We start from the raw sequence: 13,709 nt of genomic DNA on the forward strand, positions 1-13,709 counted from the left end.
CTCCCGCTACAGCCAAGGGAACGCAGCCGAGACCGGGCGACCTATCTGACCTGTCAAGCCCCGGGTTTGATGGAGAGTTGGTTAGCTGGTTTTCAGGGGTGCGGTGACCGGTTGGGTTATCGCGTGTAGGGCCTCGTGTTCGGCGGGTGGGATGTGTCCGAGTTCGCCGTGCAGCCGGCGGTCGTTGTACCAGTCGATGTACTCGACGGTGGCCATCTCCGGGTCGTCGAGGCCGCGCCAGGGACCTTGGGTGCGGACGAGTTCGGTCTTGTGGAGCGAGTTGAACGCCTCGGCGAGCCGTTGGGTGTAGCGGATCGCTCGATACTGGACTCCTCGGTCCGAGTGGTGGACGAGTTTACGCAGGACAGCTCCCTGACTCTCGCGGGCGCCAGATAGCCATCTTCAACGCGTCGAAAGCCAGATCCGTGTAGAGCGACGTGGAGACCTGCCAGCCGACGATCATGCGGGAGAACACGTCGAGGACGAACGCGGCGTACACCCAGCCCACACTGGTGCGCACGTAGGTCAGGTCGGCGACCCACGTTGAGCATCCCCGCAACGTCTACCTCCGTGAGGACGCCCTCACCAACCCCCTGGACGCCTGGCTCGCTACCGCGTTTGATCCCGACCGCCTTGAGAAGACGATCACCGCGATGGTCAACGCCCAGTCGGGAAACCAGCCCTCCCCGGCCATTGTCGCCGCTCGCGCAACCATCGCCGAGTGCGACGCGAAACTTGAGCGCTACCGGGCAGCCCTCGACGCCGGAGCGGGATCCCTCGGTCGTCGCCAGCTGGATCGCTCAGACGCAGGCTGAACGGGCACGGGCCCAAAACGATCTGCACCCACCGGAGTCGGCCGCACCACGCCGGATGACCCAGGCAGAGATCACCGCGCTGATTCACGCCCTAGGGGACATCGTCACCGTGCTCCGCGACGCGCACCCCGCCGACAAAGCCGAGGTCTACCGCCAGCTCGGCCTGCGGCTGACATACCACCCCGAAGCGCAAACGGTGCACGCCGAAGTCGATCTCAGCGCGCACCGTGGGGCAATCGTTTGTGTCCGAGGATCGACGCGAACCATTGCCAAACCACCGATGACGCTCGGTACCACCCTGAAGCTCGCGCAAATCTAGACACGTGGTGACCTCTTCGGATCCCAGGCCCACCAACAGCTCCTTACCGCCTTGACCTTCGCACACTCCCCTGCCAGCCGACATAGAGCACTTCGACCGCTGTGCAGAACCGCAGAGCACTCCGCGGGAAACAGGACGCCACACCCACTCTGACCTGGGAGAACGTGGAGCCGCAGTCAGGGGTGGGTGCAGTTGAACGCCGTTCGATGCCATTGGGTGCACTTCAAAGCTGTTCAGGGCACCCCGCTGCTCCCAGCCTGCTCCCCCTAGACCGGGCTCGCGCCGGGCCGCCGACCACTCCTGAGCTGCCGGCCCAGTGCTGCGTTTGGCACTAGCGCTGGCTCCCGCAGCCGCATCGGTCGATCGGGGAAGCATGCCCACGATCACCGCGCCTTGTCAGCGGCAGATCAGTGAACGTGATCTTGGTGCTTCGTAAGGCAAAGGATTCGGTGGACAACCGAAACCGAATCCTGGTTAGCCACGCCAGGTGAACGGCGTCGTCTATCAGATACTGGTTGCATGCCCCCTCTGTCTTGCCTTGGCCGGAGTACGGGTGAAATGGTGAATCGGCCCCGGACCCTCGGTCATTCCTGCGGTGTGGTTGGGAGAACCCATGTCCCGTCTGATCGGACGGCTCGTTTGCGCGCTGCTCATTGCGTTTCCGCTGCTGACGGCGGCGCCGGCGTGGGCGTCCGGGCCGAGGAGGCCGACAGCGGTCGACATCCACCCGGCGGGATGGATGTCGAGTTCTGCGTCGGACATCAACAGCCACGGCGAAGTGATCGTCACCGCGACGAACACGGTCAACGGAGAGATCCAACCGCCGCTCGGATTCCTCTGGCAGGCCGGGAAACACACGGTGCTGCGTCCGCTGCCCGGCGGCAACGGCAGCCTCCCGCGGGACGTCAACGAGCGCGGCGAGGTCGTCGGATTCTGTCAGTCCGCGGTCCACCCGGCACGCCCGTGCCTGTGGCGGCAGGGCCGGCCGCAGGACTTGGGCACGCTCGACGAACGAGGTACGGGCACCGCGTTGGCGGTGAACGACAAGGGCGAAGTCGTCGGTGACAATCAGACGTTCATCGGTGGTGGCCTGACCCGCGCCTTCCTTTGGCGGCGCGGCGTCCTGACCGATCTGGGAGGCGTCGGCGACCGCAGCGCCACCGGCATCAACAACCACAGCCAGGTGATCGGCGTGCACTACTCGCCCAACGGACAACGGGCCTTCCTGTGGGAGCGGGGCACTCTGACCGACCTGGGAACCCTCGGCGGCAACGAGACGGTGCCAGCCGACATCAACGAACGCGGGCAGATCGTTGGGACGAGCACCACGGCGGACGGCGTCCAGCACGCATTCCTCTGGCAGCGTGGCCGGATGATCGACCTTGGCACGCCGTCCGGCATCAGCGGGGCACTCGCGATCAACGACCATGGTCAGGTCGTCGGGTGGAGCAACTCGGCGGACGGGGCGGCCCGGGTCTTCCATTGGTACCAGGGTGTCCGCACCGAGTTTCCCGGGTATGACGCCCGCATCAACGAACGAGGCTGGATCGCTGGCACCACCGCAGGCGACCCACGACGAGCCTTCCTGTTGCGCAACCGCCGGATGGTCACCGGCGATCCGGCGGCCGCCGTGATGGCACTCAACAATCGGGGAATGCTGGCCGGGTGGACGAACACACCGGGCGGCAACCACGCGACCGTGTGGAAGTGATGACGGGGGCGACCGACAGGCGCCAGCACGCGCTGGTCTGCTGCAAGGGGCCAACTTCAGCGCTACCGGGCGGCCCTCGACGCCGGAGCCGACCCCTCGGTCGTCAGTAAGTGGATAGCCCAGACACAGGCCGAACGGACCCGAGCCGAAACGCAGCTGCACGCAGGGAACTCCGCCGCACCACGCCGGATGACCCAGGCAGAGATCACCGCGCTGGTTCACGCCCTAGGGGACATCGTCACCGTGCTCCGCGACGCGGACCCCGCCGACAAAGCCGAGGTCTACCGCCAGCTCGGCCTGCGGCTGACATACCACCCCGAAGCGCAAACGGTGCACGCTGAAACCGATCTCAGCGCGCACCGTGGGGCAATTGTTTGTGTCCGAGGGGGGACTTGAACCCCCACGCCCTATACGGGCACTAGCACCTCAAGCTAGCGCGTCTGCCATTCCGCCACCCGGACCTGCTCGTTCAGCCTACCTCGCCGCCCAGATGATCTTTCCATCCGAGGTCGGCACGGCGAGCCGCACGGGGAGTTACTGTACACGGCGCTCGTGGATCATGCACATCGCCCACCGGCGCCTGCCCGGTCGCCCTCCCGCCCCTGCTCACACCCGTCACGCGAGGTCACCGAAGCGGGATCGGGTGTGAGCCCGGGTAGCGTCGGCGGCCCGGTGCCGGGCAGCATTGCCCTGTGTCCCATCCCTCTCCTCTGGCCGCCGTCCAGCAACGGGCCCTCGCACTGCGCACCGAGGGCGACCTCGGCACTGCCCGGCAGCTGCTTGCGGACGCTGTCGGGTCCGCCCGTCCGCCGTACGGCGAGGACCACCCCGAGACGCTGCACACCGCGCACCTGCTGGCCCGCCTGCACCGCGAGGCGGACGACCCGCTTGCCGCCCGCCGGGTGCTTGAGGAGGCCTTCGCGGCGGGCGAGCGGCGCTGGGACCATTCCGAGCCGACGATGCTCGCGCTCGCCTTCGAACTGGCCGAGGTCGCCGAGGAGTTGGGCAACAGGCACGAGGCCCGCCGCAACTACACGCGCGTCGCCAGCGCCGGGCCCGCCGTGCTCGGTGAGCACCACCCGGTGGTACGCGCCGCCCGCGACTACCTCGGCGAGGCCAGCCCTGGGCAGACCCGGCTGGACGCCGGACCGCCGATGTCCGCCCCCGCTGCCACGACGAAGGACTCCGGCGCCCGATCGGCGTTGACCGGTCCGACGCTGTCCCTGGCGACCCTGGCCGCGATGCGCCCGGCGGCGGGCGATGGTCCGGCTTCTGCGTCGCCCTGGGCCCCACCGCCTCCCCCGGCCCCCACCCATGGGGCGCCGACCTCGTCACCCATGTCGCCGACGCCGGCACCGCCCGCGCATCCGGTCCCGCCCGCGCCCGTCATGTCACCGCCGCCGGCAACGCCCGTCCAGCCGGTGCCGCCGCGCCAGCGGACCGAGCAGCAGCCGCCGCCGTCACCCCCACCGGTCGCGCCGCCGCCTCAGGCCGCCGGCCGGCCGACGCCGTACGTCCGGCAGCAGCCACCACCCACACCGCCGCGTCAGCGAACGAGTGACCAGCCGATCCACCCGGTCGTCGAGGCGCCGCCCTCCACGCCGTCGGCCGCGGATCCGGCTCGCCCTCCGGTCCACCCGACGAGTCCGGCCCCGGCTGTCGCCGCGCAGACCTCCGCCGCGCCCTCGGCACCCCCACCGTCGGCGCCGGCTCCGCGGTGGGCCGACCCGACCATTCAGGTACGGCAGATCGAGCCCCTGCTGGCCGAGGAGGCCGCCCGGGTCGCAGCGGCCGGGCCGAGCGGGCCGACCCGCACGACGGACCGGCCGGGGCCTTCCGGGACCATCCCGACGAGTCCAGACCCGGCGCCCTCCCGCCCGGTGAGCGGGCCACCCCTGCACCACGCGGGCAGCGCGACGCCCGCCGCGACGCAGCCGGTCTCCGCGCCGCCTGTCGGTTCGACCTCCGCACCGGCCGCGGGCCCTTCGCGTCCGGTGTCGGCTCCGCCCGAGCACGGCCAACCCGTCTCTGGACCGCCCGACCGGCCCCACCCCGCCTCCGGCCCACCGACGGCTCACACCCAGCCCGTGTCCGGACCACCCGGCTACGGACCGCCGGTGTCCGCGCCGCCCCTCCACACCTATCCCGTGTCGGGGCCACCGGCGCAGCCGTTCCCGGTGTCCGGACCACCGGCGCAGCCCTACCCCGTGTCCGGACCACCAGCCCACCCCTACCCCGTATCCGGACCACCCGGCTACAGCCAGCCCGTCTCCGCGCCGCCGGTGAGCGCGCCGCCGGTGAGCGCGCCACCGTGGGGACTGACCGCTCCCCCCTGGAGCAGCAGCGCGCCCCCGCATCCGCTACCCACGACTGCCGGGGACCCCGTGGACCCACCACGGACGGACGCCGCAGAGACCACACCCGCTAGCGCGGCCACCCCGGGCGGCGCGGTCACACCCACCAGCGCGGTCACACCCACCAGCGCGGTCACACCCACCAGCGCGGTCACACCCACCAGCGCGGTCACCCTGGGCGGTGCGGCCACCCTGGGCGGTGTGCCCACGCCGAGCAACGGGGCCACCCCGGGCGGTGCGCCCACCCTGGGCGGCCTGTCCACGGCGGGCGGCGAGAGCATGCCGGTCGCGAGCCCACCGTTGCCGACCGTGCAGGGTGAGCCGTCGGGCTTCGCGTCCGCGTCGACGGAGGTGTTCCCGGCCGTCGGGCCGGAGCCGGCCCCGCCCCAGGACATGACGGCTGCGCCCCTCGCGCCCGCGGCCTACCGGCCGCCGGTCACCGTCACGCCGCCGCCCGCCGCGCAGTACCCGTCCGGTCAGCAGTACCCGGGGCAGCCCTACCAGCAGAGCCACGAGGTGTATCCGGGGCAGCGGTACCAGCAGGACCCCTACTCGACCGCGTACGCCGATGAGGGTGTTTCGACGGGTCGCAGCCGGGCGACGCTGATCGGCGCGGCGGTGGCGGCCGGGGTTGCCCTGGTCGCGGTTGCCGGCCTGGGCGCGGTGGTGCTGAACCGCGACGACGCGCCACCCCCGGCCGGCGACGCGGTGACGGCGGCGCCGGCGGTGAGCGGTCCCCCTCCCGGTGACCTGAAGCTGCGCGACGACCTCGTGACGATCACTCTGACCTGGACGGACCCGTCCGGGGGTGCGGTGCCGTTCATGGTCGCCGGTGGACGGGCCGGTCTGGCGCTGGGGGTGATGGCCACCGTGGAACCGGGGCGGACCAGCCACACCATCAACGGTCTCAGCTCCCGGGTGGACTACTGCTTCACAGTGCTCGCGGTCTACTCCACGGACAGCTTCGCCACCTCGAGCCAGGTCTGCACCAAGCGCGAACGGTCCACACCGCCGAGCTGATCCTGAGCGGTCCGCGCCGCCGAGTCGACACAGTCGGGTTCGCGATCGTCGAGCTGAGCTGGGCGTCCATTGCGCACGCTCGGTATCCACAGGGGTGACGGTGCGGGTTCCCCCGTTCCCGGCCGAGCCATATGATGGCACCCGGCTCAGGGGAGGGGTCGCCGCGAGGCGTACGCCACCTGCCACGACTCAGGGAAGGCAGCCGGCTGTGGCCAGCATCGACGACGCCGAGCGGACCGACGCCCCCCGTTCCCGGTCCCGACTGCGCGGCGGGCTGGTGACGGTCGGCACGGTCACCGCGCTGCTGGCCGCGATGGGGCTGACCGTCCTGGGGCTGGGGGCTGCGGACAACGCGGTGGCCAACTACGACGCGAGTTCCTGGCTGTGGAGCGCGGTCCGCAGCGAGCTGGCCCGGGTCAACGGGGTCACCGCCCGGGTGGACACCCGCACCGAGGTTCCCGGTGCCCGCCGGCACCCGATGCAGGTCGCCCAGACCGATCGGCTGCTGATCCTGCGTGATCTGCAGACCGGGCAGATCAGCTCGCTGGACCTGGCCACGCTGCAGCTCACCGCGACCACGCCGACCACCCCCGGCCTGGGTGTGAGCGTCGCCCTGCACGAGGACGCGGCGTTCGTCGTCGACGCCGTGCAGGGCATCGTGCGGCAGCTCGACCCGCGGTCGTTGAGCCCGGTCGGCGAGCCGGTGCGCTATCCCCCGGGCATCACCGGCGGCACGTTCGACGGCGAGGGCCGGCTCTGGATCGCGGTGCCGAGCGAGGGCACGGTCTCGGCGATCACCGCCGCGAAGCTGCCGTCCGCGCCGGCCTCGGCCGCGCCGGCAGGTGGCGGGCTCAGCCCGGAGCGGGTCGAGACGTACGACGTGGCCGACGCCAGCCACGAGCTGGTGGTCTCCACCCTGGACGACGGGGTGGCGGTGCTCGACCGTACGGCCGCCCGGCTGGTGCGGGTGCAGCGCGGTGAGGTCCGCCCGACGCCGTTGACACTGCCCGGCCCGGCGGCCATGCCGACCCGCACCTCCGGGCCGCGGGTGCCGGTGACGGTGCCCGCCGAGCGGCGGGTGTTGGTCGTGGGTGACGCCGGTGAGGAGCGGGCGTTCACGGTGCCGGGCAGCGGCGACCGGCTGAGCCCGGCGGTGGCCTGGGCGGACCGGTTCTACTGCGCCGACGAGGCGACCGGCACCATCTACTCCTTCGACGCGGGCGGCCAGCTGGTCGACACGATCAAGGGCAGGGCGAACGGGCCGCTGGAGATGGAGGTGCGGGAGAACCACCTCTTCATCAACTCGCCCGACTCGGCGACGGCCCGGGTGGTGGACGACAAGCACCAGGTGCGCGAGGTCGACAAGTACGCCAACGACGTGCTGGGCGGTGACCCGCCGCCGGCTCCCCCGCCGCCGCCCCCGCCGAAGAAGCCCCGGGTGGGCAAGCCGAGCGCGCCGCGCAGCGTCACCGCCGCCGCGGGCAACGCCCAGGCCCGGGTGAGTTGGCGGCCGGCCGCCGCGAACGGCGCCGAGATCATCAGGTACGTGGTGCAGGGTGCCGGTCAACGCATGGAGGTGGGCGCCAACCAGCGTTCGGTGGAGGTCAAGGGGCTGACCAACGGCGAGACGTACCGTTTCGCGGTGCACGCCGTGAACGCCAAGGGTGACGGCCCGGCGCGCAGCAGCAATCCGGTGACACCGACCGCAGCGGTGCCCGATCCACCGGCCAGCGTCACGGCGCAGGAGCGACCGGACGGCACGGTGGTGGTGAAGTGGCCGGCCGCGAACGGGCAGGGCAACAAGATCGCCAAGTACGCGGTGACGGCCACGTCGGCGGGGACGAACGCGCCGGCCGGCGAGTCGACGAAGACGGAGCTTGTGGTGCCGGCCGGTGAGCTGGAGTTCGGCACCCAGTACGCGTTCACAGTCGTGGCCGTCAACGACAAGGGCGCCGGCTCGGCCGCGTCGCCGGTGAGCAACACGGTGGTGCCGTTCGCGGCGCCGGGTCGGCCGCTCGACCTGCAGGCCGGGACGGTCGCCGACCAGCCCGGCGCGGTCACCGTGCAGTGGTCGCCGGCGGAGGCCAACGGCCGACCGGTGACGAAGTACCTGGTGGACGTCGGTGGCAGGACGAGCGAGGTGACCGAGACGCGCACGACAGTCACCGGGCTGGGCAACGGCCAGAACGTCACGGTGAAGGTGAAGGCGGTCAACGAGGCCGGGCCCGGTCCGGAGGCCACCGCCACGGCCCGTACGGTCGCCGCGCCCCGGGTCACGGTCACCGGCTCCTCGGCGACGGCCACGTCGGCGACCGTCACGTTCACCGTGGACGCGGGCGGCGGTAAGGCCACCTGCTCGCTGAGCACGTCGGGTGAGCCGGCGAAGGCCGGGGCGTGTTCCAGCATCACGATGACGGGACTGACGCCGGGCACGAAGTACACGTTCACCGTGACGGCGAGCAACGCCGCCGGTAAGGGCACCGCGCAGAGGGCGGACAGCACCGAGCCGCTGTACGGGATCGCGACGTGCAACAACGGGCCGGACGGCGACCAGCGGACGTACTGCAACAGGGACGTCGACGGCCGCAACGGCAACGAGATCTTCTCGGTGACCCGACAGGACAACGACAAGCAGGAGGGCTGGGCGAAGCCCGGCACCCGGCTGAAGGCGTACTGCAAGAAGTCCGGCGAGGACGTCGACTCGTGGATCTACAACGATCAGAAGCGCAGCACCTGGTGGGTGCAGGTCGAGTACAGCGGGAAGAACTACATCCCGTGGGCCTGGCTCAACCTGGAAGGCGGCGACAACATCAACGTCCTGCCCACCTGCTGAACCACCAGCCGAGGAGCACCACCGATCGTGAACACCCACGAGCCGCTCACCCAGCCGGAGGTGCAGGGCTTCGCCGCCCTGGCCGCCCGGCTGGCCGAGAACGTCAACGCGGTGGTGCTCGGCAAGCCGCAGGTGGTCCGGCTGGCGTTGACCGCGCTCTTCGCCCAGGGTCATGTGCTGCTGGAGGACGTGCCCGGGGTCGGTAAGACGACCCTGGCGCGGGCCATCGCCGCGACGGTGAAGGGTGAGTGGCGGCGCATCCAGTTCACGCCCGACCTGCTCCCCTCGGACGTGTCCGGCGTGACCATCTTCAACCAGGCGACCCGTGACTTCGAGTTCCATCCGGGGCCGGTCTTCGCCAACATCGTCATCGCCGACGAGATCAACCGGGCGTCGCCGAAGACCCAGTCGGCGCTGCTGGAGGTGATGGAGGAGCGCACGGTCACTGTGGACGGCGTCCGGCACCCGGTGCCCGCGCCGTTCCTGGTGGTCGCCACGCAGAACCCGGTCGAGATGGACGGCACCTACCGGCTGCCCGAGGCGCAGCTCGACCGTTTCCTGGTGAAGCTGTCCGTCGGCTACCCGGACGAGGCGGTCGAGGTGGAGGTGCTGCGCGGCGCGACGGTCCGCTCCCCCGAGGCGCTCGCCCCGGTCACCGACACCGCGACAGTCGGGGAGATGGTCCGGATGGCCCGCCGGGTGCACATCGCCGAGCCGCTCTACGCGTACGCGGTCCGGCTGGCCGCCGCCACCCGCACGCATCCGCAGGTACGCGTCGGGGTCAGCCCTCGGGGCGTGATCGCGTTGACCCGGGCGGCGTGCTCGTACGCGCTGATCGACGGTCGGGGTTGGATCATGCCGGAGGACCTGAAGGCGCTCGCCGAGCCGGTGTTCGCGCACCGGCTGCTGCTGACCCCGGACGCGCAGGTGCGCGGGGTGACCCCTGCGGAGGTGCTGCGCCAGGCCATCGCCTCGGTGCCGGTGCCGCTGCCGTCGGGGCAGCCCGCCCCGGTGCAGGGCTGACCGGCAGCAGCGCCATGGGGATCACCGCCCGCGGAGTCGGGCTGCTCGTCGCCGCCGTCGTCCTGCTCGGCCTGGGGTTCCGCTTCGCGTACCCCGAGTTGACGTTGCTCGGCGCGGCGGCCGGCGCGGCCGTCGGCTACGCGGCGCTGACCGCGGCCTGGCGGCCCCGACTGGTGGTCGACCGCCAGGCGGACCCGGACCGGGTGGCGCGCGGGGAGCCGGCGAGCATGACGCTCACCGTGCGCAACGCCGGCCGGCTGCGCTCGGCGAACCTACTGGCCGAGGACCGGTGCGGGAGCCGTGCCGTGCCGGTGCCGCTGCTGCGCCTGCGGCCCGGTCGGGACACCGAGGTCCGCTACGACGTGCCGACCGACCGTCGCGGGGTGGTGCCGGTCGGTCCGCTGCGGGTGACGCGGCGCGACCCGTTGGGGTTGGTGGCGCTGGCCCGCCCGTACGGCGGGACGACGCCGGTCTGGGTGCATCCCCGGATCCATCCGCTCACGGCGGTGCCCCGCGGCGCGGGCCGCAGCCTCGACGGCCGGGTGGACGGTGTGCCGCACGGGTCGATCACGTTCGACTCGCTGCGGGAGTACGTGGTGGGTGACGAACTGCGTCGGGTGCACTGGCGCACGAGTGCCCGGGTCGGCGAGCTGATGGTGCGCGAGAACGTGGACACCAGCCTGCCGCGCCTGGTCGTCCTCCTGGACAACCGGGCCGCCGCGCATCCGCAGCGGTCCGGCGGGGTGGCCGAGTCGTTCGAGTCCGCGTGTGAGGCGGCGGCGTCGGTCGTCACCGCCGCGCACCGCGCGGACCTGCCGGTGTTGATGCTGCTGGTCGGCCCGGAGCAGGGGGACGGCGGGGACGGCCCCGCGCTCGGGCCCCTGGACCGGCTTGCCGCCGCCGACCTGTCCGACGAGGCCGACGCGTTGCGCGCGGTCACGACCCGGCTGCGCCAGGACCGGCTCGGCGACACACTTGTCTTCCTGACCGGCCCCGATGGTCGGGACGGGTTGGGACACGTCGGCGCGCTGCGCGGCGCGTACCCGTCGGTGGTGGTCGGGGTGTTCGGCGCGGCCGAGCCGACGCCGGCGGGCACTGCCGGTCTGGTGGTGGTCGACGCGGCGGACGGCGCGCAGTTCGCCGCCGAGTGGGACGGGGTACGCCGGTGGTGACGGGCATCGCGCCGCAGGAGGAGACGGCGGCCCGTCGACAGGCGCCGCCGGCGGGCGGCGGCCCGAGCGCCGCGGCGCGGGTGGTACGCGCGCTGCGGACGGCCGTCGTGCCGCTGGCGCTGATCACGCTCACCGCGCTCGCCGGGGTGGTGCTCGGTCGGGTGTACGCGGGCGACCTGCTGACCCGGCTGGTGATCGGCGCGGCGGTGGGCTCGGTGCTGGTGAGCGTCGCCACCCGACGGCTGCCGTCCTGGCTTGTCGCACCGGTGTCGATGGCGGCGATGGCCGGCTGGACGCTGTGGGCGTTGCGGCTGGCCGCCACCCACGCCGACCTGCCGGGCAGCCTGTTGGAGGTGAGCGCGGACGCCGCCCGCAACGGCATTCCCCGGCTGCTCACCGCGATGATTCCCGTGGAGCCCACACCGGACACGGTGCTGGTCCCGGTGGTGGCGGCCTGGCTGGCCGGTCTGGCCGGGGCGGAGGTGGCGCTGCGCACCGGCCGGGTGCTGCTCGGCTACCTGCCGGCGGCGGGGCTCTACGCGGCGGCCCTCTACGTGGTCGGCCCGAACGCCGAACCGGCGATCGGGACGACTGTCGCCTTCGTCGCGGTCGCGGCGGTCGGGCTGGCCGCGCCTTCGGGTACGCCGTCGGCCGGCGGTGACCCGACGGCCGGTCTCGCCCCGGGGACGCGCGCGGCGGTACGGCTTCGGCTCGCGGCCTCGGCGGCGCTCGGCGTCGCGCTGGTGATCGGCCTGGTCGCGCTGCTCGGCCCGGTGGTCGCCGGTCAGGTCGACGGGCGTCCGGTGGATCCGCGCCGGTACGTGGAGCCACCGCAGGTGCAGACGCTCGACGAGAACCCACTGATCCGGATCTCCGGGTGGGCGCTGCGCCCGGAGCAGAAACTCCTCGACGTGAACACGGTGGGTGCCACCCCGCCGGCCGACGCTGGGAACGACCCGAAGGCGACCGGCGGCGCGGACGATTCGAAGGCGGGTCGCAGCGTACAGATCCGGTTGGCGGTGCTCAGCGACTACGACGGGATCACCTGGCGGGTCGGCGCGACGTACCGCAACGCGGGGCGGATCCTGCCGGCCACCGCGCCGGCCCGGGACAGCACCGTGGACAGTGTTCGGCAGGAGATCACCGTGGCGGAGCTCAGCGGTCGGCTGCTGCCGGCCGTGGCGACGCCGCGCGAGGTCAGCGGGGCGCGGGTGGCGTACGACCCGGCGACGGGCACGCTGATCAGGCCGGAGGGACTGACGCCGGGGCTGCGGTACACGGTGACGTCGGCCCGGGAACGCCCGGACAACAACCTGCTGGCCACCGCGAACGTGCCGGCCGGCGAGGAGGTGGCCCGGGTGCTGCGGGTCGCCGACGGGGTGCCCGACCCGATGCGCCGGTTGGCGACACAGCTCGCCGAGGAGAACGGCGCCCCCTACGAGCGGGCGGTGGCGATCGAGCAGTTCCTGGCCGAGCACTACCGGGTGGTGGCCGACGCGCCGAGCGGGCACGCGTACCCGAATCTGGCGTTCTTCCTCTTCGGTCCGCGCAACGGCGGCGGGCAGCGCGGGACGTCGGAGCAGTTCGCGGCCTCGTTCGCGGTGCTCGGCCGGCTCTCCGGTCTGCCGACGAGGGTGGTGGTCGGCTTCTCCTGCAGTGGGCAGGGCCCGGTGCGGGCCGGTGACGCGTACGCCTGGCCGGAGGTGCTCTTCGACGGGTTGGGTTGGGTGGCGTTCAACCCGCTGCCCCGCCCGGAGAACGAGCCGAGGCCGGTGGAGGAGGATTTCCGTCCGACCCCGGAGGACCCGCCGCCGTCGGAGGCGCCGGCGCCCACTGTGGAGCCGATCGCGTCGCCAGAGCCGGTGGCCGCCGCCGAGGGCCCGCCCGCACGGGGTGGCGCGTCCACGCCGGTGCTGGTCGCGGGCGGCAGCGGTGCGCTGCTGCTCCTGGTGGGGGCGCTGCTGCTCACCCTGGTGGCGATGCGCCGCTCCCTCACCCGCAAGCGGTTGGCGGGGGGTGACCCCGGCCAGCGCATCGCCGGCGCCTGGCGGGAGGTCACCGACGCGTTGCGACTGGCCGGCCGTCCGGTCGGTGACGACCTGGCGGCGACCGAGGTGGCCGCGCAGGCCCGCCAGGCCCTTGCCGAAGCCCGAGCAGGCACGACCAGCGGTGGCAGCGCACCTGGCAGCGGCACGAACGGCAGCGCCACACCCGGCGGCGGCGTGCCCAGCGCGGAGCCGGCAGTCGACGAACTGGCGACGCTGCTCAATCAGGTGGGCTTCGCCCCCGAGGCCGCGGCGGCCGATCAGGCGGCCCGCGCCGCCGAGGTGGCCACGGCCTACGTCGCCAACCTGCGCTCGGCCCGCCCCTGGTGGCGTCGCCTGCTCTGGTCCGTCCACCCCTCCCCCCTGCACCAGGCCCGCCGGTCCCCCCACTCCCACGCCCGCCGACCCACGCGGTGA

7 protein-coding genes, 1 tRNA gene and 1 pseudogene are annotated in these 13,709 nt (G+C 72.7%); 7 read left to right on the top strand and 2 right to left on the bottom strand.

The genetic code is table 11. The features are described 5' to 3' along the window. Positions 1 to 81: 81 nt before the first annotated feature. Positions 82 to 541, bottom strand: a pseudogene (locus AB0B97_RS12665) (DDE-type integrase/transposase/recombinase); the annotation flags it as partial. Between the two features lie 329 nt (positions 542 to 870). Here AB0B97_RS12665 and AB0B97_RS12670 point away from each other — a divergent pair. Together AB0B97_RS12670 and AB0B97_RS12675 are read left to right on the top strand one after the other, a co-directional pair. Then, a complete protein-coding gene (locus AB0B97_RS12670; RefSeq protein ID WP_357493182.1) occupies positions 871 to 1,134 on the top strand; it encodes a hypothetical protein in 264 nt (87 codons plus the stop codon). Positions 1,135 to 1,873: 739 nt separating this feature from the next. Then, positions 1,874 to 2,845 carry a hypothetical protein gene (locus AB0B97_RS12675; RefSeq protein ID WP_357493184.1) on the top strand — a complete coding sequence of 324 codons (972 nt, stop codon included), beginning with the start codon at positions 1,874 to 1,876 and terminating at the stop codon, positions 2,843 to 2,845. A 377-nt stretch (positions 2,846 to 3,222) separates the two neighbouring features. Here AB0B97_RS12675 and AB0B97_RS12680 read toward each other — a convergent pair. Beyond that, positions 3,223 to 3,306 (bottom strand) — tRNA-Leu (locus AB0B97_RS12680). A gap of 231 nt (positions 3,307 to 3,537) precedes the next feature. Between AB0B97_RS12680 and AB0B97_RS12685 the strand changes: the two genes are divergently transcribed. From AB0B97_RS12685 to AB0B97_RS12705, 5 genes are all read left to right on the top strand, one after another. Beyond that, complete coding sequence (locus AB0B97_RS12685) at positions 3,538 to 6,219, top strand: tetratricopeptide repeat protein (RefSeq protein ID WP_357493186.1); 2,682 nt, start codon at positions 3,538 to 3,540, stop codon at positions 6,217 to 6,219. A gap of 208 nt (positions 6,220 to 6,427) precedes the next feature. Further along, the gene (locus AB0B97_RS12690) at positions 6,428 to 9,052 is read left to right on the top strand and encodes a fibronectin type III domain-containing protein (RefSeq protein ID WP_357493188.1); all 2,625 of its coding nucleotides are present in this window, start codon (positions 6,428 to 6,430) and stop codon (positions 9,050 to 9,052) included. A 27-nt stretch (positions 9,053 to 9,079) separates the two neighbouring features. Further along, positions 9,080 to 10,075: a MoxR family ATPase gene (locus AB0B97_RS12695; protein WP_234587888.1), complete on the top strand. Its 996-nt coding sequence runs from the start codon at positions 9,080 to 9,082 to the stop codon at positions 10,073 to 10,075. Between the two features lie 14 nt (positions 10,076 to 10,089). After that, on the top strand, positions 10,090 to 11,247 hold the full coding sequence (locus AB0B97_RS12700) for a DUF58 domain-containing protein (RefSeq protein ID WP_357493191.1): 1,158 nt from the start codon (positions 10,090 to 10,092) through the stop codon (positions 11,245 to 11,247). An 80-nt stretch (positions 11,248 to 11,327) separates the two neighbouring features. Next, a complete protein-coding gene (locus tag AB0B97_RS12705) occupies positions 11,328 to 13,709 on the top strand; it encodes a transglutaminaseTgpA domain-containing protein (RefSeq protein WP_357493436.1) in 2,382 nt (793 codons plus the stop codon).

Source organism: Micromonospora sp. NPDC049004 (assembly GCF_040649315.1).
Classification (GTDB): domain Bacteria; phylum Actinomycetota; class Actinomycetes; order Mycobacteriales; family Micromonosporaceae; genus Micromonospora.

Bases quoted from the DNA above. Each gene is read 5' to 3' on its own strand.
- AB0B97_RS12670 (WP_357493182.1), top strand. From the start codon at position 871: ATGACCCAGGCAGAGATCACCGCGCTGATTCACGCCCTAGGGGACATC.
- AB0B97_RS12675 (WP_357493184.1), top strand. From the start codon at position 1,874: ATGTCGAGTTCTGCGTCGGACATCAACAGCCACGGCGAAGTGATCGTC.
- AB0B97_RS12700 (WP_357493191.1), top strand. From the start codon at position 10,090: ATGGGGATCACCGCCCGCGGAGTCGGGCTGCTCGTCGCCGCCGTCGTC.